The following is a 26,913-nucleotide window of genomic DNA, read 5'->3' as shown; positions in this document are numbered from 1 at the left end:
GCAGTCAATAAAAACTGCAACCCGTTTTGCTATGTTGACAAAAGAATACGATATCATCATTATTGGTGCGGGGTGTGCAGGCATGCAAATGATGCGAGCATTGCTATATCATCCTATGTACAGTGGTCAAAGTATTCTTTTATTGGATGATGGAAAATCTATCCAACAATTAAAAACATGGTGTTTTTGGTTTCAACCCGGTTTACATCCTTACCAACACCTCATCAGCAAACAATGGGATCAATTATCGATTGGCACAAGCTCTAAATATAAAACACATGCCATAGCACCTTATGTCTATGGACATATCCATAGCTCTGATTTTTTTGATTTTCATTTTACCTTGATCCAACAAAATCCACAAATACACTATTCAGAGGAGCAAGTATTATTTACAAAAAAGGAAGAGCAGGGCTTTTATGTGAGCACAAATAAACAAAGCTATTTTGCTCAACATGTTTTCTCCAGTTCTTGGGATCATAAAAGGGTTGCAGAACATGCTCGTGTTTACTTGCAACAACAGTTTTATGGCTGGCAGATTGAAACAGAAAAAGAAGTTTTCAATGAAAGAGCTGCTACACTCATGGATTTCAGAACCGCGCAGCAGCAAGGAGTCAGTTTTATTTACACACTTCCATTCTCAGGAAATACAGCATTGATAGAATTTACCAGTTTCACTGACAAGCCATTCGATCAACAATATTTTGAAACTACGCTCAAAGACTTCGTAGAAAAAAATTTCAACACTTCATTCAAGATCACCAAATACGAGCAAGCGATCATACCAATGACCGACTTTATTTTTAAAAGATTTACGAATGAAGGAGCTATTGCTATTGGAACAGCTTCCGGTATGGTAAAACCAACAACAGGGTACGCATTCAATAGAATTTTAAAAGACAGTCAACAACTGGCTGCTCAAGTTCTAACCGGCAAACCGATTTTTAATTTTAGAAAAAATCGTTTCCAATTTTATGATCGTTTACTGTTACAGATCATTCAAAAAAATCCGGCAAAAGCTCTATTTATATTAGAACGCTTATTTGAAAACGTTTCATTCCATCGTATACTTCAATTTTTAGATGAGGATACCAATCTTTGGCAAGAGGCAACCTTGTTTGCTCAATTACCTAAAAAATCATTTCTCCTAACGATCCCAGATTTATGGAAGCCAGTTCCTTACAACAATATACCAGCAACACAACCATAAGTAGGGTTTTACTCTCAGCAGGAGTTCTACTTGTACTATGGACTAACTGTATCATGCCGGTACCGGAAACCATTCAATGGATCTTTTTTGCTGCTACCATTTTAATAGCCGGAATACCACACGGAGCTTTGGATCATATAGTTGCCAAACAAAACAGCAACCTTCAAAATCATTCTTTTTCAAATACACGATTTTATCTTACGTATGTATCGAGGATGGCATTGTATGGGATCTGCTGGTATTTTTTCCCATCATTTGCTTTACTGTTATTTATTGTTTTATCTGCTTTTCATTTTGGAGAAACAGATCTACCACTCCCCATTTCCATCCACAAAAGATCAGCCATCGTTTTACAAACAAACTATGGATTATTGATCGTTCTTGTGCTTTTATTGACTCACGCACAAGAGGTTTTAGCTATCCTCAAGATCATTGAAAAAGAAAATACATTCTTACTAAAGGCTATTTTTAAACCGCTCCATTCAACACTTATCATACTCATCCTTTTCGCTCTTTTGATCTTGAATTTTATTGGGCAGTATCGATCGCACAGATTACCACTACAGAGATATGTGAACATTGCTTTTAGAACCCTGCTGATCTTAGGAATCATCATCTGTCTTCCATTACCCTTGGCTTTTGCCTTTTATTTTGGATGCTGGCATTCATTCCAGTCGCTGGAAAATATCAGACAACACCTTTCAAATTCAGAATCTGAACACATTGGCTTTACGCATCTGTTACAAAAATGTATTCCTTTTTCGTTGCTTGCTTTCATAGGAATCGGTGTATTGACCTTTCTAGCAACCTACTTACAAACCGAGTCTGTATTTTTATTTTTCTTTTTTGTAGGTATCGCCATTCTAACCGCACCACATCTAGAGGTAATGAGTGATATGTATGAACATTTGCGTAAAAAAGAATACAAATAGATCATGATAACGATTACGAAAGCGTCTATCCAATCCTGGGACCGTTTTTACCGTGCCAATTTTATCAATAGCTTAAGCGGATTCAAAAGTGTTTGCCTGATCGGTACAAAAAGTAATGATGGAATTCCGAATTTGGCCATCTTCAGCAATATTGTTCACTTGGGTGCCGATCCTGCCATGATTGGCTTTATCAACAGACCCAAAGCTGCAGCACCGGATACCATTCGAAACATAGAAGAAACAGGCGTGTACACCATGAATCATATTCATCCCGGTATCATTGAACAGGCACATCAAACCAGCGCGAAATATGACGCATCCGTCAATGAGTTTGAAGCAGTAGGTTTAGATATGTTATGGCGAGAAGATTGTATAGCTCCATTTGTAAAAGACAGTCATATTCAATACCAACTCTCACTCTCTGAAATCATTCCCATTCCCAGTAATGGCACTTTTTTGGTGACCGGTTATATCGAATCTGTTTATTTGGAAAAAGATGATCGAGAAGCAGATGGATTTCTTCCATTAGAAAAATATCAATCGATTACTTCATTGGGTATTGATGGGTATTATCTGGCGGAAAGGGTCATGCGGTTGGCTTATGCGAGGCCGTAGAGAGATTCTTGAGATGGGTGATAGCTATAGACCATGGTCGATAGTTCATGGTCCATGGTAAAAGAAAGAGGTGGTATCATAAGTTTGATACCACCTCTTTTTTTAAAATTCTACTATCAAACCAAAAGTGGGTGTGATTTGTACTTCGGCATTGGATAATATCAAGGGTATCGCATTACTTCCATTGGGTGCGATGGGTTGTCCGTTGGTGGTTAGGAATGCGGTATTATCTGCATTTCGCTGGAAAGTATATTGAGGTATGCCGCTGATCTTAGAACCATACCAATTGGTAATATCAATGAACACATTGAGTGTTGTTTTGCGATAGTTCCATTTTTTATCAATACGAATATCACTGGAATGAAAAGCAGGTAAACGATTCACATTAAATCGACTATAATCCAAAATACCTGTTCCCACACTTAGGTAATTCAATTGAGAAGCTGTCAGATCAAAAGGTGTTAATGGCGCAGCACCCTGGTAACGGAACTTGATACCCAATTCCCAGTTGCGTGGTAATTTATAACCTGCGGTGATACTGAGGAGTTGTCCATTATCCCAACCTGCCGGTAAGTACACAGCATTACTGTTGGTAAATTCAGATTTGTATAATGTATAACTAAGAATGCCAAAGAATCGTTTGGTGAGTTTTTTCTGCATGAAAATTTCCATACCAAATGCTCTTCCTTTTCCTGATTGTGTCACTGCTTCATTACCAATACTACCGAACTCCGTTCCCTTATTCGCTAAACTAATGCCTTCCAATACACTCACCGGATAATCTGTGTAGTTCTTGTAAAAGCCTTCTACAGTGAAACGAAAGGTACTGTTGGGAATGTATTCAACCCCGGCAACATAATGTGTGCTTTGTATATAATTACCCGGATTCGTAACGCCGCCACTTCTAAAAGCAAGTTGGGTATACGATGGCAATTTATAATATCGTCCGATACTGGCATTGATATTCCAGGTACGTGCAATAGCATAACTGAGCGATACCCTTGGTGATAATTGTTGCAATGGATTGGATTCACTGTTGTTCAAACTATTGGCATCCATACGGATACCGGCGCTGATAGCGACTTTATCTTGAAATATCTTTTTACTTCCCTGAATAAAAGCTCCGTATTTAATAAAGTCTGTATTACTATTGGCAATAATTCTCTGTTCCGGTTGAATGATATTACCATTCTGATCGCGCAGTTCTTTTCGGAACAGATTATTGAAATCGTTATTAAAATCCACGTATTGTGCCATGGCACCATAACTGATCTTCCATCCGGTAGCAGTATTGGTGGTCATGTCCCAACGCAATTTATTTTCGGTTTCGCGACTATCCGTTAATAAAGTCTGTGTGGCAGGAGATGGCTTTTCATTGTCTTCAAATTTCTCAACATTGTTATTCAATGTATTCCGGCTCAATGCCAAATTCCAGAAACCCTTCTTGGTTAATTTTCTCAAACCGGCACCAATCGTATAATTCCATTGATTGATGATGGGATTACTATTAATGATATATAATTTTTCTGGCGTAGCTGATTTAGGTGCCGCAAATTTGAATTCATCAATGGCGCCCAATCCTAAAAAACTCAGGGTTGTGGTAGGATTGATCTTGGTGGTGGTTTTAAATTGAAAGTCCCAGTAGTTGGGTCTGATCGGTAAATCAATTGCTTGAAACAACAACTGCAGATAACTTCTTCGAACAGAAGCGAGATAGGTTGTTTTCTTATCCAAGGGACCATCCAACGTTAGCGCCAGTTCTGTTGCACTTAAGATCACATTACCCTGTGTTCGCTTATCGTTACCCGATTTTTGTCTGAACTGCAATACACTGCTCAACGCATTATCATAGCGCGCATCAAATGCACTGGAACTGAGTTTTACTTCTTCAATAAAATTGGCATTCAAAATACCTTGGGGACCGCCACCACTTCCCTGGGTGCCAAAGTGATTGATTACGGGTATTTCAACACCATCGAGATAATATACATTCTCATTGGGTGCGCCGCCACGAATGATGATATCATTACGGAAACCGCCGCCACCCACACCGCCGCCTACTCCGGGTAGGGATTGAATTACTTTACTGATATCAAAATTCCCTCCGGGGTTTCTTTTGATCTCTTCTGTGGTCATTTTTTGAACACTCAATGGTGTTTCAATACTGGCAGCCCTGGCAGTAGCTCGTCTTCCTGAAACCGTTACTTCAGCTAAGGAAGAAGCGGTTGGTTCTGCTTCTAAAGTGATCACATTGATATTCCCGTTGGTGATGAGAACATTATTCAGATTCAAAGGTTTATATCCCAGGGCATTGATGCTGATATTATAGGTGCCCGGGGTAAGACCGGTAAATCGGAAGATACCGGTTGAATCTGTAAGGGTATTTTTTCCGGAGGGAGATAATAACACCGCAGCCGCAGTAACGGGACGCTGTGTATTTTTGTCGATCAGCGTACCGATAAGACTGCCCTGCTGTGTGCCTTGAGCCTGTATTTCAGAGAGAAACAAAGCTCCCAAAACCATCCATAAGAGCGATAAACGACGTAACATATTGCTTGCTTTTATTTTCGAATGACAAAGAAATAAAAAGATTGTTCAAAATTGAAATAATATTATTCCAAAATTGTAATTTTAATACATGAAGTCGATAGAACATCTCTGGAAACGCTTTGAAAATCAGCACCCAAAAGCTACGCTCACAGATTTTGGGGTATGGTTGATCAAAAACGATGTTCCTGAAAAAGAATTGGTTAAGCAAACCATGCGTCAGGATAACAGTAGCGTGAAGAAAAAAGTATCGGGTAGAATGACCTCTACCGATATGGTGGGTATTTTTATTTCAAGGTTGTATCGTTTTCTAAGAATGGCCAGTAAAGACCTGCTGGCCAAACACGATATTGCATCGATCGATGAATTTGCATTATTGGCTACCTTATTGGTTCACCCCGGTATGACCAAAACAGAGTTGTTAAAACAAAACTTAATGGAGATTACCACCGGTAGTGAAATGCTGAAACGTTTTGTAGCACGTAAATGGCTGATCGAGCAAAGAGATAAAAATGATAAAAGAATCACCAGACTTTCTTTGAGTGCAAAAGGTCAGCAAATCATCTTTGCATGTATGCAGACATTAGATGATATAGAAGATATTCTTTCCCCTTTGAATACAAAGGAACAAGAAACCTTATATCATATATTGAATAGATTGGATGCTTTTCATTCAGAGAAACACCAGGTGAAACAAGTATCGTCGATTATTTCATAATGATCGAATTACTTTCGAGACCTGTAGAAACAATAATCTGATATAGAATAGACCTATTTGCTTTTTTATTATTTATGTTAAATACTAAAACTAGATTGTATTAATAATACTTCATAAGAAGTTGAAGAAGTTTTTCAGAAGTAGAAAGGTATTTACATCCGTTTTTATTTCATCATATTATTCACCGCTTTACAAATGTGTTAAGGTGTATTTACAATAGGAGTTGTTCTTGTTTCTGTATGTCCACCAGCAGTTACGTTTGTGGTGATTGTATGACCTAGAACTGGAACAAAATCAATATTAATAATATAACCTTGAGCAGCATGAACATTGCATAAAAATGCTTCACTATTTGGGGCCCATATTGCAGTAGTGTCTTCTCGTCTTAATCGAATAGCAATATTATTAGTTGCGTTGTTTGGACAGTTTGGGATTAGGCATTGTGGCATTTTTATACCTTTAAAGTTTATGAATATTAAGGTGCTAAAGTTGCGGAATTAAACTTTACCAACTTATTCCAGTCTATGGAGCCATCGTTCATGCAAAAGGTTTCGGCAAATTCTTTTGTGAATTTATTTATCATTTGCGAATAAGATTGAATAAAATCGTCATTACGTTCTTTCGCATGGTGTCCTAGTGGCTCGATAATTTTTGTGAAAAGGTCTATATCACCTGAAATAAATTCCCAAAATTTTTGCCCACAATATTTGAAATAATCCCCTTTGTCTGAATTGTTATCCCTACCGTAACAACAACCATTTACGGCTATTATGTTTAGTTGTGAATTGCTTGTACGAAGCGTCTTTTGTGCGGTCTTGAAATCTGCTCTCATTTTGCCGATCTGTGAGCTATTGCCCCAATTGGGGCCAGATTTTATCGTTACAATATAGCGAACGCCATCGTTGTCAAACTCTAAGTCAATACCCTGAATACCGGACTTACGACCACCGTACACTTTACTATTTATAAAAATCGCAAGCCCCTCAAGCCAGTCTCCAAAAATCGTTTCTTCTTGTGAGGAAATAAATGCATCTGTCAAATTCTTTATAATATCCTGGGCAGTCAGGATATATTTTGCCTTAAAAAGATATGGATTTTTCTTTCCTAAAACCTTTCTTAGCTTTAGGTCATTTAGTCCAGAAATTCTTTTTTGGTGAAAAGTTCCTATGTTTTCTTCAACGTACTGTGTAACGTCTTTTAGGTTTAGCTGTTTCATATTTCACTGTCGGCTCTAATAAATATAATTCCACTGGTTTAACTTGTTCTTTAACCATTTCATAATATTCTGGGACCATATCAATACCAATCGAGTGTCGTTTCATTCTATTCGCAACTAAAATTGTTGTTCCAGAGCCCATAAAAGGGTCAAGGATCGTATCATTTTCCTTTGTGAAAAGTTTGATAAACCATTCAGGCAGTTCTTCAGGAAAAGCAGCACTATGATTTTTATTGCTGCACTCTGTTGCTAAATGGAGAACATTAGTAGGGAAAGCCTTATCTCTCGTCAACCAATTTGAAATGTTTTTGCCAAAACCACTACCCACTTTTGAATTGTCTCTTATTTTATCTGTTTCACTTAGATTCTTAAGTCTTGATTTAGCCCAATCACCCATTGGAACCATTACTTCTTCTTGATACATGTTAAACTTCTTATCCTTGTTAAATTGTAGAAGTCTTTCCCATGCGTCACGAAATCTATTTGGCCATTTACCAGGGTAGCAATTCTTTTTGTGCCAAATAAACTCCTCTGTCCATAACCACCCTTGCTTACGCATTTCAAGAATCAATTCCATTACATAAACACTCCGCTCTCCTTCAACAACCTTTTCCTTTATATTAAGTATAAATGTTCCTGTTGGTTTTAAAACTCTAAGAAGCTCCTTTGTTATCGGAAGAAACCATTCAACATATTTATCTGGATGAATACCTCCGTAAGTTCCTTTACGCTGGTCTGCGTATGGAGGAGATGTCACAATGAGGTCAACGGAGTTATCAGGAAGTTTCTTAAGTAATGTTTTACTGTCGCCTAGAAATAAATCTGTCCTTATTTCCATAGTATTATCCTGTTTGTACAAATATAAACCCTTTGTTACCGAATGCCAAAAATTTTAGTAATTTTAAAATATTCAAAAGATAGTTTGGAACATCAATGTAACACAATCGTTTGCTCCATATCTTCTAATGCAACCCCTTTGGTCTCAGGCATCATCTTCCATACATATAGTAATTGTAGGAACATCATGAATGCAAAGAATCCGAAGATATAAGTACCGGGTACATTGGCGGCAAAGAAAGGAAATACCTGTGCTACCAATGCTGCAAATACCCAATGCGTTAAACAACCAAACGAAGTACCACTGGCACGAACCGAGTTGGGGAATAGCTCTGATAAAAATACCCAGATCACAGCCCCTTGTCCAACCGCATGCGCCGCAATGAACAGAAACACATAATACACGATCATCGTTTTATCTGCCGCATTAAAAGACACTGCGATCAGGGTAAGAGAAATGATATAACCCACAGAACCTATATACATCAATAATTTTCTTCCAAAACGATCGATCAGGTACCAGCCTGTGATGGTGAAAATAAGATTCACAACACCAATACCTACTGATGATAACAATGCACCACTTCTTTCAATACCCGCCATCTCAAAAACTTTAGGAGCAAAATAGATAATGGCATTGATACCCGACATTTGATTAAAGAAAGCGATCAGAAAAGCCAATACCAGCGGAGCCATGAATTTTTTAGAGAACAGTGATTCTTTGACCTGTGTCACTGAGTTTCGAATGGCATCGATCATGGCATCGGTTGCTTCACCGGTAATCGCCAATACTTTTTTGGCTGCGGCTGCATCATTTTTATACAATACCAACCACCGTGGTGTTTCGGGTGTAAACAACATCATCACTGAAAATAAAAGAGAAGGAATAGCTACCACTCCCAACATCCATCTCCAATCATTTTCGCCACCCAAACCTTGTAATAAATAATTGGAAAAATAGGCCAACAAAATTCCGGCAACTACATTCAGTTGAAAAGAGATCACCATTCTGCCACGATATTTCGGTGGTGCTATCTCAGAGATATACACGGGTGCCACAACGGAAGAAGCGCCGATACTCAATCCACTTAAAAAGCGAAAGACCATAAACGTGTACACATCCCGTGCCATCGCAGCACCAACAGAAGTGACCAGAAATAAAATACCAATCCAGAACAAAGTCTTTTTTCTTCCGATACGATTGGCGGGAATGTTTCCCAAGGCAGCACCAAAAACAGTTCCATACAATGCCATGGCAATAGCCGTTCCATGCATCCAGTCGCTCAAATTCCATAAAGATTGAATGGCTTGTTCTGCACCGGATATAACCGCTACATCCAAACCAAATAACAATCCACCCAAACCTACTGTGATGGACCATAGGGCAAGCTTCTTATGCATATCGTCTGTATTTGCAATTAAGTTACTTATTAATTGAATACTATTTGCAGAATGACGATATATCCCCAAAACAAAACCGACCTCATGAAGAAGTCGGTTTTTATATATACATGGATAACCATATTATTTTGCCGGCGTAAGGATGATATTTCTATACTCTACCGGACCATGATCTCCTTGCAGCATAATGGGGCCCGGCTCTCCTTCCTTACTATCCAATGCGCCTCCTGTAATTCCGGGGATGATCTGGTCTACAATAATGGGTTTTCCATTCGCCACCACTGTTACCCTGCGACCGATAAGGGTGATATCATAGGTTTGCCATTCGCCGGGTGCCTTGGCCACCATCTCATTGGGTGTTAAAAATCCATAGATACCACCGAAATAAGTAGAAGAGGGTTCTTTACCGGCATTGTCTTCTACTTGCACTTCATAGCGACCTCTTAAATAGATACCGCTATTGCTTCCTGCAGGATAACGAAATTCAATATGCAGTTTGAAGTCGGTGAAGGTTTGATCCGTTATCAGATTGGTTCCCGATTTAGCACTGGTTAATACACCATTGATATTCTGCCATTGGTTATTCTTGCCCTGTCCATGCCAACCACTAAGGTCTTTGTTATTCAACAATTGAATGGGCTCTCCCCACAGCACCGGACTTGTTCTCTTCAGCAATGGCGCTCTTTCTCCGGTAAACGTATAGGTTTTACCATTACTTGCTTGAATGGTTCCTTTGAGTTGATCGTTTTCAAGCGTTGCTTCCAGTACCATTTCTTTATCGGTACGATCCCATTGTGGTGGAATGGAAAAATGAATCTTTCCCTCTTTCACATGTACTTGTGCAATGGGTCTGGCACTTCCTCCATCGGCCACAAATTGTCCTACCAAAGTTTTGATCCCCGATAATTTGATCTCTAACCAAGACGGTGCGATTCGATCACCCATATTTACAGTAAGATCCCATCGTCCGATAACATCATGATCGGCCATATTTTTTTCTTGAACGGAAAATGCACTAACAATGATAAAAGCTGCTACTGCTATTACAAACAGCAAAGCACGATTGGTATATCGTTTCATAGATCGTAATTTGAATATTGAAGATAAGAAAGTATCATTTGATCTATTTCTAAAAAAACCATCGATTGTCTCTTCTTTATTTTTGGGCAACAATCATGCATCCATTTCCTGATACAGCAGGTAACAGAAAGTCAAGTATCATACACAGCAATATCAATGGATAAAAAATGATCAATGAAACCAGTACAACAATTTTCAAGGGTAGTATGTATGCATTAAAAAGGATAAGATGACTATTTAATAACTCATTACTCAATTTACCCCAAAAGCCATACGTGCTCTTTGTTTCAGTGATTGTAAAACGGTTTTGATACAAGAGTTCTTTTATACGCTCTTCGGTATATATTTTTTGATTTTTCTGAATGCTTTCATAGCTATCATATTTGCTAATAATGCGCTTATAGAAAGGCAATAGTATGGTATTGTTTACCGGCACATACAACAAAAGCTCTCCACCTGTCTTCATGGATGTATACAATTGAGCCAACGCCAGATCATCATTTGTACAATAGGGTAAAACAGATAAGCATAAGGAAATATCATACTTGTCTGACTCATTAAAAGATTCAATTTCTATTTGCTCAAAAACAACATGTGTGTATTGCTGCACTTTTGCATATTGTTTACAAAATGAAATATTGCTTTCTGCACGATCCAGTCCTTTAAAAAAGCTGTTGGTATGGGTGGCGGCGTAGGGAAAAAGAAATTGACCCTCACCACATCCAACATCCAGCAGCGAAAATGAGTCGCCCCTTTTTGCTAATAATTGCTTTAGCCGTTTTGCAATATGCCATTTTCGAAGTTGTGTAAGATAATTGGATAGATAAATAAAACGTATCCATTGTGGGTGGTTGAATAACCATTTCGGGTACTGATGTGTAAAAATCTTTAATGGTTCTTTCTGCTTCAAACCTTGCATTTAGAAGTTCAATATAAAAGTGGATGAACAAAGAAAAAAATATTCATCGATTCGGGTTCTTCAATTGTAACACTTCGATTGCTAATGAAAACAGCTTCATCAATCCGGTCTCATCCGTATTCTTTCAACTATTTTATCATAATTATCCTTTAGAGATTTTTGATCCAAAATCCGCAAGAAACCGAATAAGTCATTGATTTTGATATACATAACTTTTTATATAAATAATTAATTACTGTTTTGCATTTCGACTGATGGATCAATTTATACCGGTATCATTCACCTTTAAACTGTTTTTTGTATCTTTTCTATCCTATCTAATACCTAAAATAACTATTATGAAAAAATTGTTACCGCACTTGTGGTGCTGGTGCTTGCTATTCTGTAGCACACTTAGTATTGCACAAAACCGCACAATTACGGGTAAAGTCGCAGACGCAAAAGGACAGCCCGTTCCCTATGCCAGTATTCTGATCAAAGGCACCAAAACAGGAGCCAATGCCAATGAAGAAGGCGCATTTACACTTGCTATTCCTTCCGGAAAAGTAATCTTACAAGTCAAAGCCATCGGCTATGAAGACAAAGAAGTGGAAGTGGGTACCAGCAATAATCTTTCCATTTCCTTGCGCAGTGGTACGGCCATGAGTGAAGTGGTGGTAACCGCTTTTGGTGTGAAGCAACAGAAAAAAGCATTGGGTTATGCAGCTACAGAGATCAGCAATAAAGATCTCTTGGAAAGCAAGCAACCCAATCTCATCAATGCTATTCAAGGGCGTGTAGCGGGTGTACAGATCAATTCTACCGGCGGCGGTCCGGGACAGGGTGCCAGAATTGTGATTCGCGGACCCAAAAGCTCATTAGGTAGTAATCAACCCCTGTTTGTTATTGATGGGGTGATCGTTGACAATAGTACGGTTGTCGAAGGGGGTAATGCTGCGTTGAGAGGTATGAGCAACAGGATATCAGATCTTAATCCCGATGACATTGAAAGTCTCTCCATTTTAAGAGGTGGTGCAGCTACAGCCCTATACGGTTTTAGGGGTAGTAATGGTGTGATCGTCATCACCACTAAGAGTGCCAAGACCGGTAAAATGAGAGTGAGTTATACATCCACAGTGGGTACTGAAGAAGTCAATAAATTTCCTGATGTACAAACCACCTACACACAAGGTTATAACAACACATACAATAGAAATGATTTCTTCCCTTCATTTGGTCCAACCGTAGCTGCCGGTAAAACAGCCGACCCTACGCACCCCGATCAGCTTTTCCATCACTATGCCCGAGCCTATGAAAGAGGTTATCAATATCGCAACACGGTAAACATCAGTGGTGGAACTGAAAAAGCATTGATCAATTCTTCTTTTGGTTATTTTAAACACAAAGGTGTTTTACCGAATACCGACTACTCCAATTTCAACGCTCGCTTGAATGCTACTTTGAAGTTGAGTGATCAATTAAAATTGAACCCATCCGTAAACTATATCAGCAGCGGTGGATTGCGCTACAATGCTGATCGTTTTAATGAAAGTCTCACTTACTGGAGTCCAAGATGGGATGTACGTGATTATAAAAATGAAGACGGCACACATAAAACTTATGGAAACAACAATCCCATTTTTGGCGCCTACTATAATTTGTTCAAGGATAAAGTAGATCGTGTGATTTCCAATGTAGCCATCAACTATGCGCCTATCAGTTGGTTAGACATCAGCTATCGTGTTGGTTATGATTTTACCTCAGACAGCAGAAGAGCAACCGCACCTGCGCAAGTGCCTCGTGCCGGCGTCATCAACTTTGCTGATAATGCATTGGGATTTGTTGGAGAGTATCGCATCCTCAATAAAATCCTCAACAGCAATTTATTGGTAACCGGTAAATTCAATTTGAGTGATCAATTCGGATTAACAGTGAGAGCCGGACATGATCTCGTTGACCAGAGTTATAATTTCCAGCAAACAGAAGGTCGTGAATTGGATGTGCCCACACTACTCTCTCTCAACAATGCAAAATTTGTAACACAGAACAGTCGTCAAACCGCACTCAGAACCATGGGTGTTTTTGGGGATGCTACTTTGAGCTATCGCAATTTTGTATACCTATCTGTAACCGGACGTAATGATTGGGCGAGCTCTGTTGCCAGTGGTAACCAAAGCTTCTTTTATCCAAGTGCCAGTTTGAGTTATGTATTCAGTCAGCATTTTGAATTACCTTCTTGGATCTCTTATGGTAAGTTACGTAGCTCATTTGCCAAGATCGGTATTGCACCCGTGACGCCTTATCTTACCAATACTTATTACAACAACGCATTTGGACAACCTGTGAACAATGTGATTGGTTGGACCAGAGATGATGTAAGAGGCGCTACTGAACTGAGACCCGAGTTTACCGATAACCGTGAGATTGGTTTAGAAATACAATTCCTCAATAACCGTGTTGGTTTTGATGTTAGCTATTATAAGATCAACAGTAAAGACGTAGTAAACCCGGTATTGGTTCCGAATACAACCGGATTTAATTCTTTCATTTTGAATTCGGGTGAAATTGAAAACAAGGGTATTGAACTGGTAGTGAATGGTACACCTGTTAAGACGAATAATTTTACTTGGGATGCGAGTGTGAACTTCACCAGTAACCGCAATAAAGTCATTAGCTTGGCTCCGGGTTTAACTGATATTGTGATTGGAAGTCAGTTTGGTTATCTCAACAGCGGTGCTACACAGCGGTGGGTAGTGGGCCAACCTGTTGGTGGTTTATATGGTATCGGTTATCAGCGTTTTTATGGAACCGCCCCAGACGACAGAATTACATTGCGCAGAGATCTTCCCATGTTGATTGCTACCACCGGTACCGGTGCCGGTTTTCCTATTCGTGATGTAACCAATCAACGTTTATTGGGTAACTCACAACCGCGTGCTATTTGGGGTATCAATAATAGTTTCACGTATAAAAACCTCACACTCTCTGTATTATTTGATATCAGAAGTGGTTTTCAGCGATTCAATCAGTTGGGAAATTTCATGAGTGCTTTTGGTATTGCTAAATACACAGAAGATCGTAATAGCACACGTGTTTTCCCGGGTGTAGTTGCCGGCGGTGCTGCCAATACACAAACGGTTTGGTTAGGACAACAAGTAGGACCTGATGGAAGAAACTATGGTGATGGTTTCTACAGAAATATTCATAGAGGTGTTACTGAAAACTTTGTGGAAGATGCGGGATGGACTCGTTTACGTACGTTGAGTTTATCTTATCGTTTACCTGCTAAACTTTTCAAAAAACAAAACTTCATAAAAGATGCTTCTGTTACCTTAACGGGAAACAATCTTTTATTGTGGACCAAGTATTCAGGTTTTGATCCTGAAAACAGTTCAACAAGTGCAGACAGCAATGCGGATGGTTTTGCCGGATTTACTTATCCGGGTGTACGCAGTTATTTCCTGACACTGAATGTTAATTTCTAACACCCAAACTTGAAGATCATGAAAAAATATAGTATCAATCCCCATCAACTTCTCTGCTGTTTGTTACTGGCAGTAACAATCATCGGCAGTAGTTGTAAGAAATATCTAGACATCAATAACGACCCCAACAGACCTACGGAAGCACCTATCAATGGTTTGTTGGCAGCTACTACACAGAATACCGGACTGAATGTATTTCGTGTTGCCAATGCAGGTCCTAATTATTATGTACAATACTTCGCTTCACCGAATGCATCGAGTCCAACAGATATTTATGATCGTGTTGACTATAGTACGCTTTGGAGAAACTTGTATGATAACATGACAGACCTCTATGACTTACAGGAACTGTCTATTAAATTGAACAGCTCTGCACATTTGGGTATGGCAAAAGTGATGATGGCGATCAACTTGAGTTTAACAACCAATTTATGGGGTGATGTTCCTTTCTCGGAAGCTTTTAAAGGAGACAACTTAACGCCTAAGTTTGATGACGCACAACAATTGCATACACAGTGTATTACTTTATTGGATGAGGGTATTGCCGAACTACGCAAAACACCTACTGTTAGCGTAACACCTGCTGCAGATTTTATGCATGGTAATGCAGCAGCTAGTTCTGCCGCTTGGAATACCACCAACAGAATTTGGTGGATCAGAACTGCCTATGCCATTAAAGCAAGACTGTTACAACAGTTGTCTAAGACAACAGGATACAGCGCTACAGCAGTTTTATCTGCAGTAGACAGTGCCTACACCAATAACAATATGGAATCAAGGGTCACTGTTTTTACCTTGCGTAATCCATGGGCACAGGTTGCCAGAAACCAAGCCGGATTGGTATTGGATGGTTGGTTGAGTACACAGTTCATCAACAATTCCATGAATGCCAATACAGCATCGCAGGATCCGCGTTTACCCAGACTTACCAATCTTACTCGCTTCAATGATTACAGAGGAACGCGTAATGGTGTGGGGCGTGTAGGTACAGGAACCACCAATGATGAATGTTATCTTGTATTAGCCGGTTTTTATAGTGGTGATGCTTCTCCGCTTTTTGTAAGCACCTATGAAGAAGTAAAATTCATCGAGGCAGAAGCTGCGCTAAGAGCTGCGAATCCAACAAGGGCTTATACTGCTTATCTTGAAGGTATCAGAGCGAATATGAATAAGATAGGAGTAAGCGCAACAGATAGAGATGCTTATCTCTTAAGAGCAACGGTAGGCGTAGGAAGTGGTGCATTAACACAAGCCAGGATTCTGGAAGAAAAATACAAAGCCTTGTTCCTTTCTCCGGTTACGTTTGATGATGCCAGAAGATTTAATTATGCATATACCGGCTTTCAATTACCGGTAGGAGCTATTCTTACATCTCCCATCAGAAGACTGGATTACCCTTCCAGTGAAAAAACAAGAAACAGCAAAACACCTAATGTGGGTGCTTTGACTACGAGGTTGTGGTGGGATGCGAATTAGTGGATGGACCATGGTCCATAGATTATGGCTGATGACTTATAGCTAATAGTCCGTAGTAAAAGAAAGAGGCAGTATCAGACTTTTGATACTGCCTCTTTCTTTTTAACCATTTGCCATGGTCCATGGACTAATCCTATCCTCCCGCATACAGATCCCAGTTGATCTCTGATTGTGGGCGAGGGAATTGTTTGAAGATGGTTCCCTGATCAAATGATGTAGGGATGGTATTCAGTCTGTCATATCTGCGTGCATCGATCCAGCGGTGACCCCATGGTTCAGCCCACAGAGAATAACGACGCTGGTATAATATTTCATTGATCAATGCCGCCTGTGTAGTAGCACCACCATAATTACCAATGTTCGCTGCATTTCGAATGATATTGATCGCATTTACTGCATCAGTCGTTTGATTCAGTTGAGCATGCGCTTCCGCTTTGATCAAGATCAATTCCTCATTCTTAATAAATGGTATGGGTGAGGTATTGCTTGCCCATCTTTTATCCTGATGAGTACCTACCAATGGCATTGCATCTGTTGTAATAGTTACAGGAGTAGCCCGCTGGTGGAATTTGGCGGCCACGCGTGCATCACCCGGTGTAGCATCTGCCAAAACAGAAGGATGCACAACGATGATGGTGTTGATATTTGCATCCAATACATAGAACAATGGATTGAATGCATCGGGTGGTGCACCAAATGTATGTGCAGGACCCGCACCTAACGCACCTGTAAGATTCATGAAAGAGAGATTCAATGCAGTTAACGCGCCTTGCCAGTCTTTACGATATACTGCACAACGTGCTGCGATTGCTCTGTTCACTCTTTTCAATCCATCAATGGTATTAAAACCGGTAAATCCTGCTGTCAGTGTAAAAGGAAAAGTAGTACCGCCATTATTCAGATCATCATATCCCGCATTCAGTAATGAATCCACAAAACCCATCGCGGCAGTATAAGACCTGAAACCACCGGGCTTTAATGGGTCTTTTACATCTGTACGGATACCATTTTCATATTGCCAGTTAGCAGGAATCATGAACTGATAGGCCATGATGGTTTTAGCAAAACCGGCCACGGCTCTTTTTTCTTGCGCAGACAATTCACCTGAATTATTTGCAGCATCAATCAGTACATATCCTTGTTTGATACACTGATACGGTGTTGCATAAGATCCACCACCGGTGGCACCAAATCCGAAGTAGGCAGCGTCAGGTACACGACCTGCCTGACCTAACCAATCGGTTTGAAAACGAGGGTCGGATGCATTGAGATACCAGGTTTCTCTTCCGAAAGTATTCCACGCCTGAGATATATTGGTGACATATCCTCTATGTCTTTGTTCCAAACCGGTTACCAGAAACTGCACCTGGCGACGAGTAGCGTTGTTCAACACACTCGACTCACTTGGGTTATTTGGGTCAACCAGCTCTTTTACTTCCAGTGGGTTACATGCAAAGTGAAATGCTGCAGCACCCGCTATTAATAGTATTTGAAGCTTTTTCATGTGTGTAATTTTATTGTAATTATTGTCACATGGAATTCGCCAAAAAAATTCAATCATCTCAATATCAAACGCTCTGTTGGCTCATTTCATGTATTTGAGATTTAGAAGTCAATTTGTAAGTGAAAGAATAATCTTCTGGCTGTTGGATAAGGAGCCACGTCTACGTTATTGGCAACAGCTTGTGCACCAAAGGTGGATGTTTCAGGATCATAACCCTGATACTTGGTAGCCAAGAAAACATTGTTTCCGGAGAAACCAACCTTAGCACGCTGAATCACTCTTCCGAATGTACGACTTAAGAATTCTTTTGGAACGGTATAGTACAAACCGATCTCACGTACTTTCAGGAAGGTTGCGTCCTGTACCCAGCGACCTGCATTGTTATAAGGTGCAGGCGGACGCTGACGTCCATTAGGGATACCATCTTTGTTATCATCCTCAAACCAGCCTTTGGTAGTACCACCACCATCGGTGAGGAATGAAGTCAGGTTGATATTATCACCACCACTACGATATTCCATCAAGAAATTCAGATCAAAATTCTTCAGGAAAGTAATGTTGTTAGACCATGATGAAGTCCAGTCTGGCTGTGCATTACCCCACACTGTAAATACGCCCGGAGAAACTGCCGGTGTACCTACGATGGTAGTAGGCGCTACACCTTGCTGGTAGAGGAAAGTACCTAAACCGGCTCCGAAAGCACCTGCTGTATAAGAAGGAATACCCAGTCTGGTTAACACTACATCATTCTTCCACCACATCAAACGAGTTGACCACTTGATCTTTTCTTTTTGGATCACCGTACCGGATAAAGCCAACTCAATACCCTTGTTTCTCATTTCAGCTTCATTACTCAGTGTAGTTGCTACACCTGTTGAAGGAGAAAGGTTCAATGGCTGCAAGTTGTCTTTGGTAGTTTTGATATAGTAAGTTCCTTCAAACAAAATTTTGTTATTGAAGAAGCCCGCATCCAAACCAAATTCAATTTCTTCTGCTCTTTCAGGTCTAACGTTGAGGTTACCCACGTTCACCGCTACTGTTGAACCCAATAACCCTCCAATGTTCACACCACCCAGTGAAGTAAAGGTTGCACCAAAAGGTACAGGACCCGCTGTTTGACCATAAGCCACACGTGGTTTCAACTGTGTAATGGTGCGTGATTTCCAGAAATCAAAATTAGTCAGGTTCACCGCCAATGACGCTTTCGGGAATGCATAGTATTTATTTGGATCTCCATTGGTATTGGATTTATCCCAACGGATACCCACTGTACCAATGATCTTGTCTTCAAAATTTGCTTCTTGTTGTAAGAAGATACCGACATCTCTTTGAGAATTCTCAAACTGTGCTTCTACTTCTTGTACGGTAGCTTGTTTGATATTAGATTGTCCGGGCGCCAAACCACGACCACGGTTAAAGAGTCCATCGTTTTTAAAATCCAAACGAACCATACCGGCTTGGGTAGACATGCTTACTTTCTTCACTTCCCAGTTATATACCATCGCAGCTTGGAAATTGGTATTCATGGTTTGTTGTCTACCTACCAACACATCACCCGGATTTGCCTGTCCACGTTGGAACTGTAAATCATCCGGTAGATACACTTTGGTAGAATTCTGGAAGAAGTCCAAGCCACCATTCAGTTTGAATTTCAATTGTGATTTTTCAGTACGCAACAGATTTACATCCAATCCGAATGATTGAATAAAACGGTTTACCAATGAGTTATTGATCCCTTTATCTGTTACCGCCACCGGATTCTCTGCGAAATACGGGTTGGTAGGATAAATACCATTTACTGGTCGCAGATCAAAATAATTCGGTACATAAGCAATATTGTAACCAATACTCGCACCTGAGTTATTTTGGTTACCGGTAAAACCACGATTGGTATTACTACGGCTATAATTAGAGTTAACACTCAGTGTGATGTCTTTGGTCAGTTTATGGTCAATATTTGCACGCACAGACTGACGCTCAAAACCTGTTCTTCTCACCGTACCACCTTCATCTGTCATAGAACCGGAAATAAAGAACTTGGTCTTTTCATCACCACCGCGAAGGCTCAAACGGCTATTCAGCAGGGTAGCTGTATTTCCGTAGAAATAATCTTCATAGTCAATAAAAGTACCGTTAGCTACTGCATTCTGATAACGTGTTAATTCAATCGGTCTTCTGGCAACGGGGAAGAAAGTGTTGATCTTTGCTTCGCTCCAGTTGTCAACACCCATTAACTTCAATGGTGTTGCAAAACCGATGTCTTGTGCAAAGCTGATGGTTGTTTTTCCTGCAACACCTTTTCTGGTATTGATGACCAATACACCGGCATTCGCACGGGTACCGTACATGGCGGCAGCTGATGGACCTTTCAATACTTCAATGCTTTCGATATCAGCCGGGTTGATATCAGCCAAACGGTTGGCACCATCATCCTGATTCGCAGCACCTGCACCTGTTACCGATGCACGACCTGTACGCTGAAAGTCATTGCTGATGTACACACCATCCAATACAATCAGTGGTGCAGAAGCCTGAGTAAGACTAGATAAACCACGTAATTGAATGTTGATACCACCACCGGGAGCACCGGAGTTCATACGAATGGTTGCGCCGGGAACTTTACCATACAGCGCACCATCTGTGGTTTGAATCTGCGTAGTACCCGTGAGGTCACGCGCAGAAACCGTAGTTACTGCATTGGCAAGGTTGGAACGTTTGATCGAAGAAGCCAGACCTGTAATAACCACTTCTTTCAGTGGATTGATCTCTTCTTCCATCATGATACTCACAGTAGGTCTGTCTGCCGATACACTTACTTCTGCTGTTTTATAACCAACATAGTTTAGTACCAGCACCGCGGTTCTGCCGGTGGGTTTAATAGAAAAATTACCGCTCGCGTCGGTAGTGGCCACCTGTTTGGTGCCCTTGATGGTAACAGATACTCCTGCAAGTGGATTCCCTGTTACGTTTTCTTTAACTGTACCCGAGGCTGTGAACCCCTGGGCACCTGCATCTATCATCTTCATAAAGAAGAACAATAGAAGCAGCGTTTTCAGTAGATAACGTTTCTGCATACTCAGCATTTTGTTTGTGAATAATTGGGTTTTCGAAATGGTTATATAAAACTTGGATGTAAAGACTATTTTTTAATGATGGGTAATTTGATGACGGAAGGATATTGTGTGGAATGATGAATTGTATTCTCCACTTTCATACCCGTTGTTTCATCATAATTATTACCACCTGTATTCATGTTTCTGTCGAAGCGAGGAAAATTACTGCTCGATACTTCAATACGAATGCGATGCCCGGGTGCGAAATAGTTACTTGTTACCATCGGCGTGAGATCTACTTTGTACACTTTCCCTTTCTCCATGAATACTTCTTTATCATATCCTTCTCTGTAACGCAAACGCTGAATGGTTTCATCGAGGTTATATGCTTTACCATCAGGATATACATCTATCAACTTAATGGTAATATCCGTATCCGGACCCGAAGAAGACACATAAAGTGTTGATTCAATAAAGCCAGTTATTTCTACCCCCTCTTTTAATACATCAGAAGTGTACACCAGGATATCATCTCTCAACTCCATCGTTGATTGATCAAAAGAACCTCCTTGCACGGCATTTCCTGTACAACAAACATTACCACCATACGACGGCACCGGGTTCATGGGATCATATTGAAATGCATCGGGTTTGTTTTCTTTGGGTGGTGCTGCTAATAATTGTCCGTCACCATTTCTGGTATTGGCTTTGCCTGCACTGCTTAAATAGAAAGACTGCATTTCTGCTCCGGCAGGTGGGAAAGTTTCTGATTGTTGCCATTTGTTGCTACCCATGGTATAGTAGCGTACCCGTGGATTCTTTTGTTTGAAATCATTTTGCTCTCCTTTCAATAACATATCAAACCATCCCCAGGTCAATTCATCATAATTCAATCTCGCATCACCTACACTTCTTTCTCCTACAACCGTATTCTCTGTAGCTCTTTTATAAGAGCAATGTAATACCGGTGCGATGACGAGATACTGATTATCGGCAATGGCTTTGTCTTTCGCACTGTTGCGAGCATGATTGAAGAGTGCAATATTGGGTGCAGAAGACACATCATACCAGGAAACAAACCAGTAAGCCGGTGTATTCAATGGCATATCATCATGATACAATCCACCTTTGAACCATTTAGGATCATTGGGTTTGCGACGAATCATATCTTCATATACACCTTCTTGTCCTTTTACATTTTTAATGATGTCTTGTAATGGAAGATGACGCAATCCTACCGACCAATCAACCCTTGGCATTTCTGTAGACATATCATAAAAGCGTTGTAAGCGCTGTAAGTCTTTTTGTTGTACGGTCTTTGGGAATGTAGGTTTGAACTTATCATTCTGTGTACCGTATAACCAGGCGGTAAAGAGCATTTGTCCGGCACCGCCCCGATACCAGTTACCTTGTTCCATGAACTTACCCACGCGACCAATACCCGCACCATAACCCTGTGCTACCATGGCAGCCAGTGCAGGATGGTTTTGTGAAGCAACCGCCATTTGCCACTCAGCGGTAGAAGAACAGCCGATCACACCAATTTTACCATTGCTCCAGGGCTGGGCGGCCATCCAAGTAAATGCATCATAACCGTCTGTGATGGGGGCACCGAGAATATTCCATTCACCTTCAGAAAAGTAGCGGCCTCGCTCATTCTGAACTACATAGGCATAGCCGCGTGAAACAGCGTTGTAAGCTTCTTCTAAAGTGCGGGTGGTCATTTTACCATCAACCCAGGTATTAAATTGATAGGGTGTTTTAGAAAATACAATGGGAACTTTTTGATTGCCTTTCGGACGATAAATATCGGTTGCCAATCGGATACCATCGCGCATAGGCATCATGACTTTTTGATCAATGACAGCTATTTCCTGAAGTTTCAAGTAAATAGCCGCAGTATCCTGAGCAGCAGATGCAAGGAATAGCGTACCGCCGACAAGCAGTAAAAACAATTTTCTCATAAGTTTTCTTTAATGCGCTTAAAATGAAGGCAGCGCAAATGATCAAAACGTTGCATAAATATAACGATTAAATAAAATTTTTATGCGCTGTAGAAGAATTACATCAAAATCTAATACTTATATATAATTGCTTTTGATCCAGTATTTTAGAAAAAAAACCCGCTCCAAATGAAGCGGGCTGTCAGGGTTACAGGGCGAAATGATATAGAATGGTTTTACTTATCTCATCTTGATCAATTGAATTACTTTTCTACGATTTCCTTGTGTAAACTCTGCAAAGTAATTACCGGTTTGATAAGCATGGCCGATCTGTACCGTACTATTCGATCCCAATTGGGCTTTGCTATCCACCACACGTCCGGAAGCATCCATCACTCTGAGCATCACCGGTGCATCCTGTTTACTCTCCAGCTTCAATGTAAAGTAAGTACGAGTCGGATTCGGCATCACTGTCACTTTCAAGTCCTCTTCCACACGATTTGCAGCTTGCAGCTTGAAGCTTGTAGCTTCCTCAACAACAGTTGCTTGACTGGTATTCGCAGTATGTATGGTCACCGGTACCGGTGGTACTGAACAGTTATAAGAATTCCAGATGATATGCTTACCCTCACTTTCCACTTCTTCGGCTATGAACAATCCGGTCATGAATACATCGTCTCGACAATCTCTATCACTATGAGCCCTGTGGTCACAATCGTGATGTCCATGACCTTTGTGTTTGCAATCTTTAGAACTGTGTGCTCGGTGATCACATTTATCATCTCCGTAATTGCCACCGGTTACTTTCAACTTACCATCCGGTAATATGATATTGGCAGTAATCCTGGTATCATCTCCTTTCACATGGAATTTCTCTTCATCTCTTCTGTTATCTGTCATGTAGAAAGTAACCTGATACGCTTCCGGATTCACGATCACATCGCTACCAATGGTTACTTTTTTACTTACGCGAACGCTGGTATTTGGAGCAAAACGAATATAGCTGTAGCCACCTGTCTTCGGACCCTTCTCAATTTGTATCTCTTCTACATCAATAGTAGTAGATGTGAATCGAACACTTGCTCCTTCTTCCAGTTTGATCTTACCAAACACCGTACCCGTTAAGGTTACATTCGATCCCTTCTTCAGGGTTACTTCATCATAGTTACCACTAACGGTTGCAGTAGTATTCGAGTTGATGGTCTTATCCTGCAGGTATCTAGTATTACTCAGGTTGTACTGCATGGTTGGCAGGGTTACACTGGCAACACCATAAATCTTGCTGGTGATTGTTACGCCTTTATCTGTATCGATTCTTGGTGCTTTTACAAAGCTACCCGCACCTGTTACAGAACTGTATTTATCGAAGTCGGCTTCACCTTTGCTACTCATTACACCTACGCTACCTGTTTCAACTTTATTATATTGACCCAACTTCACTTCTTTGGTTCCTAAAATGGTGTAACTGCTTACCAGGTTTTGTTTCTGGTAGTTATACGTTGCAGGCAATTCACTTCTACAACCATTTGCATCCGTTGTATAAACACTGTAAATACCATCTGCATCTGATAAACCAAGACTTAACTGTTGCATGGTTGCTTTGGTATTATTATTATACAACCATTGGTAAGTAAACGGACCATTCAGTGTGCTATTGGCTGTTAACACAAATTGGTTACAGAGTGCATTCGGTGAGGCGGTACTGATACTAGCAACAGGTAATGGCTGAATAGTTACCGTAAAGTTGCAGGTACTTGTATTGCCATGGATATCGGTTACTGTAAAGGTTACCGTTGAGATACCCATTGCAAAATCACCACTCGCATTTGTACCCATGCCGCTTCTATTGGTTGCGCCGGTAATACTATATGTTGTACTGGCAATACCACAGTTATCTGATTGATGCAATGCAGGTATCGTGTACTGTGTATTACCACCGGTATTCGCACAGAATACCTGATTCGCCGCACATGTTATGATCGGCTTTTCATTGTCTGTTACTTGGATGTTTTGAGTAATCGTTTTCAGATTACCATTTAGATCCCTTACGGTCCAAGTAATGGTAGTAGTACCTACAGGGTAGTCTTCTTTCAGCAATTTGTTATCGCTTCTAATACCCATGACGCTTGCTACTCCACAATTATCTGCTGTTGCCGGCATCGGTATCGCAATAGTTGCACCGCATTTACCTGCATCGTTATGAACGCTGATATGATTCACACTGATCGTTGGCAGTTCGTTATCAATTACTATTACCAACTGTTTAGCTGTATCTGTAACATTACCGTGTACATCTGTTACAGTCCAGGTTACAATGGTAGTACCCACAGGGAATAATAAAGGCGCATCATTGGTTACTGTTGCAACATCACAATTATCACTGGTTAGCGGTTTTCCTAGATCCACCTGAGCACTACAAGTACCTGTTGTGTTTACCACTCTTACCAATGCCGGTGCGGTGATTTTTGGCTTTTCAGTATCTGTTATGACAACGGTTTGTGTTGCCGTACTACTATTGCCATTCATATCAGTAACAGTCCAAGTAACTACGGTAGTACCTACAGGGAAAAGTGTTGGTGCATTGTTGCCTACATTGGCAATGCTACAGTTGTCTGCTGTTATGGGTGTTCCCAAGCTTACAGTTGCGCCACAGATACCAGCATCCGTTCCCTGGTTGATATTGGCAGGCGCTGTAATAGCTGGAGCAATATTATCTACCACTGTCACCGTTGCTGTTACTGAACTGCTATTGCCATTCACATCCGTTACGGTTAATGTAACCGTATTCTCACCTACATGGCTACAATCGAAGTTGGTTTTATTCAACGCAAGTGTTGCAATACCACAATTATCGCTTGAACCATTGTTTACTTGTGCTGCTGTGATACCGGCGGCACCGCTTGCATTTAATTGAATGGTTAGATTTTGTGCTACTGCTGTTGGTGCAATATTATCTACCACTGTTATCGTTGCTGTTGCTGAACTACTATTGCCATTCACATCAGTAACTGTTAATGTAACCGTGTTCGCACCTACATTGCTGCAATCGAAGGCTGTTTTATCCAATGCAATCGTTGCAATACTACAGTTATCACTAGAGCCATTGTTTACCTGTGCTGCTGTGATGGTGGCTGTACCGCTTGCATTTAATGGAATGGTTAGATTTTGTGCTACTGCCGTTGGTGCAATATTATCTACCACTGTTATCGTTGCTGTTGCTGAACTGCTATTACCATTCACATCAGTAACTGTTAATGTAACCGTGTTCGCACCTACATGGCTGCAATCGAAGGCTGTTTTATCCAATGCAATCGTTGCAATACTACAGTTATCACTAGAGCCATTGTTTACCTGTGCTGCTGTGATAGTGGCTGTACCGCTTGCATTTAATGGAATGGTTAGATTTTGTGCTACTGCCGTTGGTGCAATATTATCTACCACTGTTACCACTGCTGTTGCCGTACTACTATTACCATTCACATCAGTAACTGTTAATGTAACCGTGTTCGCACCCACATTGCTGCAATCGAAAGCTGTTTTATCCAATGTAATCGTTGCAATACTACAGTTATCACTAGAGCCATTGTTTACTTGTGCTGGGGTGATACTGGCGGCACCATTTGCATTTAAGTGGATGGTTAGGTTTTGAGCAATAGCAGTAGGGGCAATATTATCTACCACTGTTATCGTTGCTGTTGCTGAACTGCTATTACCATTCACATCAGTAACTGTTAATGTAACCGTGTTCGCACCTACATTGCTGCAATCGAAAGCTGTTTTATCCAATGCAATCGTTGCAATACTACAGTTATCACTAGAGCCATTGTTTACCTGTGCTGCTGTGATGGTGGCTGTACCGCTTGCATTTAATGGAATGGTTAGATTTTGTGCTACTGCCGTTGGTGCAATATTATCTACCACTGTTATCGTTGCTGTTGCTGAACTGCTATTACCATTCACATCAGTAACTGTTAATGTAACCGTGTTCGCACCTACAT

17 protein-coding genes are annotated in these 26,913 nt (G+C 40.6%); 6 read left to right on the top strand and 11 right to left on the bottom strand.

Features of this window, described 5'->3' with window-relative positions:
- Window positions 1-31: 31 nt before the first annotated feature.
- Genes ACTIEV_RS10415 through ACTIEV_RS10405 form a run of 3 tightly spaced genes read left to right on the top strand, consistent with a single transcriptional unit; the run spans window position 32 to window position 2,757 of the window.
- Window positions 32-1,210: a lycopene cyclase family protein gene (locus tag ACTIEV_RS10415; protein ID WP_322195784.1), complete on the top strand. Its 1,179-nt coding sequence runs from the start codon at window positions 32-34 to the stop codon at window positions 1,208-1,210.
- Complete coding sequence (locus ACTIEV_RS10410; RefSeq protein ID WP_322195785.1) at window positions 1,165-2,142, top strand: Brp/Blh family beta-carotene 15,15'-dioxygenase; 978 nt, start codon at window positions 1,165-1,167, stop codon at window positions 2,140-2,142. Before ACTIEV_RS10415 ends, ACTIEV_RS10410 begins: the two co-directional genes overlap by 46 nt.
- A gap of 3 nt (window positions 2,143-2,145) precedes the next feature.
- Entirely contained in the window at window positions 2,146-2,757 is a 612-nt protein-coding gene (locus tag ACTIEV_RS10405) for a flavin reductase family protein (protein ID WP_322195786.1), read from the top strand.
- 102 nt (window positions 2,758-2,859) lie between these two features.
- On the opposite strand, the gene ACTIEV_RS10400 is transcribed toward ACTIEV_RS10405, so the two are convergent.
- Window positions 2,860-5,307 carry a TonB-dependent receptor gene (locus tag ACTIEV_RS10400; protein ID WP_322195787.1) on the bottom strand — a complete coding sequence of 816 codons (2,448 nt, stop codon included), beginning with the start codon at window positions 5,305-5,307 and terminating at the stop codon, window positions 2,860-2,862.
- 88 nt (window positions 5,308-5,395) lie between these two features.
- Between ACTIEV_RS10400 and ACTIEV_RS10395 the strand changes: the two genes are divergently transcribed.
- Window positions 5,396-6,022 carry a MarR family winged helix-turn-helix transcriptional regulator gene (locus ACTIEV_RS10395; RefSeq protein ID WP_322195788.1) on the top strand — a complete coding sequence of 209 codons (627 nt, stop codon included), beginning with the start codon at window positions 5,396-5,398 and terminating at the stop codon, window positions 6,020-6,022.
- 200 nt (window positions 6,023-6,222) lie between these two features.
- Here ACTIEV_RS10395 and ACTIEV_RS10390 read toward each other — a convergent pair whose 3' ends face one another.
- The 6 genes from ACTIEV_RS10390 to ACTIEV_RS10365 all read right to left on the bottom strand — a co-directional run bounded on the left by ACTIEV_RS10390 (window position 6,223) and on the right by ACTIEV_RS10365 (window position 11,466).
- Window positions 6,223-6,471: a hypothetical protein gene (locus ACTIEV_RS10390; protein ID WP_439516434.1), complete on the bottom strand. Its 249-nt coding sequence runs from the start codon at window positions 6,469-6,471 to the stop codon at window positions 6,223-6,225.
- 26 nt (window positions 6,472-6,497) lie between these two features.
- Window positions 6,498-7,238, bottom strand: coding sequence for a PmeII family type II restriction endonuclease (locus ACTIEV_RS10385; RefSeq protein WP_322195789.1), 741 nt, complete (start codon window positions 7,236-7,238; stop codon window positions 6,498-6,500).
- A complete protein-coding gene (locus ACTIEV_RS10380; protein WP_322195790.1) occupies window positions 7,198-8,076 on the bottom strand; it encodes a DNA-methyltransferase in 879 nt (292 codons plus the stop codon). Before ACTIEV_RS10380 ends, ACTIEV_RS10385 begins: the two co-directional genes overlap by 41 nt.
- 92 nt (window positions 8,077-8,168) lie before the next feature.
- Window positions 8,169-9,545 (bottom strand): sugar porter family MFS transporter, encoded by a 1,377-nt coding sequence (locus ACTIEV_RS10375; RefSeq protein ID WP_322195791.1) that lies wholly within the window; start codon window positions 9,543-9,545, stop codon window positions 8,169-8,171.
- 54 nt (window positions 9,546-9,599) lie between these two features.
- Window positions 9,600-10,556, bottom strand: a complete 957-nt coding sequence (locus tag ACTIEV_RS10370) for a 3-keto-disaccharide hydrolase (RefSeq protein ID WP_322195792.1) — start codon at window positions 10,554-10,556, stop codon at window positions 9,600-9,602.
- A 76-nt stretch (window positions 10,557-10,632) separates the two neighbouring features.
- Window positions 10,633-11,466, bottom strand: coding sequence for a class I SAM-dependent methyltransferase (locus ACTIEV_RS10365; protein ID WP_322195793.1), 834 nt, complete (start codon window positions 11,464-11,466; stop codon window positions 10,633-10,635).
- Between the two features lie 347 nt (window positions 11,467-11,813).
- Here ACTIEV_RS10365 and ACTIEV_RS10360 point away from each other — a divergent pair, with 347 nt between their 5' ends.
- Both ACTIEV_RS10360 and ACTIEV_RS10355 read left to right on the top strand, forming a co-directional pair.
- Window positions 11,814-14,939, top strand: a complete 3,126-nt coding sequence (locus ACTIEV_RS10360; protein WP_322195794.1) for a SusC/RagA family TonB-linked outer membrane protein — start codon at window positions 11,814-11,816, stop codon at window positions 14,937-14,939.
- A gap of 18 nt (window positions 14,940-14,957) precedes the next feature.
- Window positions 14,958-16,415 (top strand): SusD/RagB family nutrient-binding outer membrane lipoprotein, encoded by a 1,458-nt coding sequence (locus ACTIEV_RS10355; RefSeq protein ID WP_322195795.1) that lies wholly within the window; start codon window positions 14,958-14,960, stop codon window positions 16,413-16,415.
- Between the two features lie 133 nt (window positions 16,416-16,548).
- Here ACTIEV_RS10355 and ACTIEV_RS10350 read toward each other — a convergent pair whose 3' ends face one another.
- From ACTIEV_RS10350 to ACTIEV_RS10335, 4 genes are all read right to left on the bottom strand, one after another.
- Window positions 16,549-17,919, bottom strand: coding sequence for a RagB/SusD family nutrient uptake outer membrane protein (locus ACTIEV_RS10350; RefSeq protein ID WP_322195796.1), 1,371 nt, complete (start codon window positions 17,917-17,919; stop codon window positions 16,549-16,551).
- Window positions 17,920-18,020: 101 nt separating this feature from the next.
- Window positions 18,021-20,993: a SusC/RagA family TonB-linked outer membrane protein gene (locus ACTIEV_RS10345; protein ID WP_322195797.1), complete on the bottom strand. Its 2,973-nt coding sequence runs from the start codon at window positions 20,991-20,993 to the stop codon at window positions 18,021-18,023.
- 65 nt (window positions 20,994-21,058) lie between these two features.
- Window positions 21,059-22,936: a CocE/NonD family hydrolase gene (locus tag ACTIEV_RS10340; protein WP_322195798.1), complete on the bottom strand. Its 1,878-nt coding sequence runs from the start codon at window positions 22,934-22,936 to the stop codon at window positions 21,059-21,061.
- A 219-nt stretch (window positions 22,937-23,155) separates the two neighbouring features.
- Window positions 23,156-26,913, bottom strand: a 3,758-nt coding sequence (locus tag ACTIEV_RS10335) for an HYR domain-containing protein (protein ID WP_439516433.1), incomplete at its 5' end; no start/stop codon positions are given.

It is taken from the genome of Sediminibacterium sp., assembly GCF_051861365.1.
Taxonomy (GTDB): domain Bacteria; phylum Bacteroidota; class Bacteroidia; order Chitinophagales; family Chitinophagaceae; genus Sediminibacterium.
This window is presented reverse-complemented; position numbering and strand designations above follow the sequence as displayed.

Excerpts from the sequence above, each read along its gene's own strand:
- ACTIEV_RS10415 (WP_322195784.1), top strand. The coding sequence starts at position 32 with ATGTTGACAAAAGAATACGATATCATCATTATTGGTGCGGGGTGTGCA.
- ACTIEV_RS10410 (WP_322195785.1), top strand. The coding sequence starts at position 1,165 with ATGGAAGCCAGTTCCTTACAACAATATACCAGCAACACAACCATAAGT.
- ACTIEV_RS10405 (WP_322195786.1), top strand. The coding sequence starts at position 2,146 with ATGATAACGATTACGAAAGCGTCTATCCAATCCTGGGACCGTTTTTAC.
- ACTIEV_RS10400 (WP_322195787.1), bottom strand. The coding sequence starts at position 5,307 with ATGTTACGTCGTTTATCGCTCTTATGGATGGTTTTGGGAGCTTTGTTT.
- ACTIEV_RS10395 (WP_322195788.1), top strand. The coding sequence starts at position 5,396 with ATGAAGTCGATAGAACATCTCTGGAAACGCTTTGAAAATCAGCACCCA.
- ACTIEV_RS10390 (WP_439516434.1), bottom strand. The coding sequence starts at position 6,471 with ATGCCACAATGCCTAATCCCAAACTGTCCAAACAACGCAACTAATAAT.
- ACTIEV_RS10385 (WP_322195789.1), bottom strand. The coding sequence starts at position 7,238 with ATGAAACAGCTAAACCTAAAAGACGTTACACAGTACGTTGAAGAAAAC.
- ACTIEV_RS10380 (WP_322195790.1), bottom strand. The coding sequence starts at position 8,076 with ATGGAAATAAGGACAGATTTATTTCTAGGCGACAGTAAAACATTACTT.
- ACTIEV_RS10370 (WP_322195792.1), bottom strand. The coding sequence starts at position 10,556 with ATGAAACGATATACCAATCGTGCTTTGCTGTTTGTAATAGCAGTAGCA.
- ACTIEV_RS10360 (WP_322195794.1), top strand. The coding sequence starts at position 11,814 with ATGAAAAAATTGTTACCGCACTTGTGGTGCTGGTGCTTGCTATTCTGT.
- ACTIEV_RS10355 (WP_322195795.1), top strand. The coding sequence starts at position 14,958 with ATGAAAAAATATAGTATCAATCCCCATCAACTTCTCTGCTGTTTGTTA.
- ACTIEV_RS10350 (WP_322195796.1), bottom strand. The coding sequence starts at position 17,919 with ATGAAAAAGCTTCAAATACTATTAATAGCGGGTGCTGCAGCATTTCAC.
- ACTIEV_RS10345 (WP_322195797.1), bottom strand. The coding sequence starts at position 20,993 with ATGCAGAAACGTTATCTACTGAAAACGCTGCTTCTATTGTTCTTCTTT.
- ACTIEV_RS10340 (WP_322195798.1), bottom strand. The coding sequence starts at position 22,936 with ATGAGAAAATTGTTTTTACTGCTTGTCGGCGGTACGCTATTCCTTGCA.